The following is a 1,801-nucleotide window of genomic DNA, read 5'->3' as shown; positions in this document are numbered from 1 at the left end:
CCCGGATCGCCGCTGGTGGGTACCTCACGAAACCTCGGCGCCCAGCCCATCATGAAGTCGCCCCCCACTCCCCTCCCCGCACGCGCCCCTCGGAAAAGTCCAGCAGCGGCCCGGAGGGGCGGGCGTCCAGCCGGTGCGCCGCGGTCGACGGACCGCCCGGCACCGGCCCCTGGGTCACTCGGCCGGTGCGCGGGCCGAAGGGCCCAGTCGCTCAGGTTCCGCCGGGTTTGCCCGTCGAGACCAGCAGGAGGACGGACGAGCCCGGTGCCACCGGTGCTGCGCCGCCCCGGGGCTGACTGCTGATCACCTGCCCTGCGGGAGCGTTCCAGTCCGTGTGCCGCATGATCGTGCAGCTCAGTCCGAGTCCGCGCAGCAGGCTTCCGGCCTGTTCGACCGGCATGCCGGCCAGGTCCGGCAACGCGATGCCCGCTCCCGCGGTCTGCTCCTGCTCCTGTGTCGGAGTCGCATCGGCACTTCCGCTCTTGGGGGTGCCGGTGGCGAGCGGGGTGCACGCCCCGTTCGCCAGTGGGGACAGGGACGGGGAGGCGCCGGGCGCGGGTGGCACGGGCTTCAGCGCGAAGAACCCCACCGTGACGCACGCCAGCACACAGCACGCCGCAGCGGTGCCGAGGAGCGCCCGGCGGGTGCGGCTGCGGCTGACGGCTCGCTCGATCGCGGCCGCGTCGACGACCGGCGCCGTCGGCCCGTCGGCGAAGGAGGCCACCGCGGCACGCAGCTCGGCTTCGAGGCCCGGCTCGAACGGGGCCGGTCCGGACGACGTGTTCCTCACTTCGTACCTCCGAAAGCGGCCGACGGCGTGTGCGGCGCCTGGGCGCCCGATACGGAATCGCGCAGCTTGGCCAGGCCGCGGGCGAGCTGGGACCTCACCGCACTCGAAGAGATGTCCAGGACGTCGGCGACCTGCCGGGCGTCCAGATCGTGCAGGTAGTACAGGACCACCACGCTGCGCATGCCCATCGGCAGCCCGAGCAGTGCCTCGATCAGTTCCGCGCGCAGATCCACCTGCCCGAACCGGTCCCGGGGGTCGGCCATCTCGGGCACCCCCGACAGCCCGGGGCGCTCGCCCCGGCGCGACAGCCGCCGCCAGCGGTCGTTGGCCAGGTTGACCAGCACTTTGCGCACGTACGCCTCCGGCGAGTCCGCCACCGCGACCTTCCGCCACTGTCGGCACGCCCGCTCCAGCGCCTCCTGCACCAGATCCTCGGCCACGTGCACGTCACCGGTCAGCGCATACGCGGTACGGAACAACGCTCCCGACCGATGTGCGACGAACTCCGTGAATCCGTTGCCCGGACCGCTCCTGCGAAACCTCACCCGCCGACCTCCTCTCCTCGTCCCGTCCCGATCACTGCCCCCATGACGGCGGAACGGGGCCGAATGCTGCACCGAGCCGCTGGCAGTGACGTGAATCACAGTCGGGACGGAAGGGTGTCCCAGGACCTCGCGCCGCTGCCGCCCGGGGTGCGGGCGGGGCCAGGCGAAGCGGACGGCGCGTCCGCGCCGACGCCCCGACTGACCGTTTGTGTGGCCGCGCGTTCACCGTCGCCGGTCCGACCCGGCCGTGACCGGCCTCCCGGCCCGCCGCCGGGCGCGCCCACCCTCCTACCGACCGTCAGACGCAGGAAGTCTGGTGCATGCCCTCCTCAGTGAGCGGGACCACCCGGCTGCCAGGAAGCTACCCAGCCCCGGCGTTCGTCTCCGGGGGTTCCGGTCGATGGCCGGGTGCGGCTTCACATGTGCGTACCGCTGCGTACCGTCTGCGTACCGCCTTGCGTACCGT

At 72.9% G+C, this 1,801-nt stretch carries 2 protein-coding genes; both read right to left on the bottom strand.

Annotated features, from left to right (window positions below; genetic code table 11):
• Positions 1 to 211: 211 nt before the first annotated feature.
• The gene (locus ACFXHB_RS44775) at positions 212 to 790 is read right to left on the bottom strand and encodes a PASTA domain-containing protein (protein WP_380582986.1); all 579 of its coding nucleotides are present in this window, start codon (positions 788 to 790) and stop codon (positions 212 to 214) included.
• Positions 787 to 1,335 (bottom strand): SigE family RNA polymerase sigma factor, encoded by a 549-nt coding sequence (locus tag ACFXHB_RS44770; protein ID WP_380582984.1) that lies wholly within the window; start codon positions 1,333 to 1,335, stop codon positions 787 to 789. Before ACFXHB_RS44770 ends, ACFXHB_RS44775 begins: the two co-directional genes overlap by 4 nt.
• Between the last annotated feature and the right edge of the window lie 466 nt (positions 1,336 to 1,801).

Source organism: Kitasatospora sp. NPDC059327, assembly GCF_042752535.1.
GTDB lineage: Bacteria > Actinomycetota > Actinomycetes > Streptomycetales > Streptomycetaceae > Kitasatospora.
This window is presented reverse-complemented; position numbering and strand designations above follow the sequence as displayed.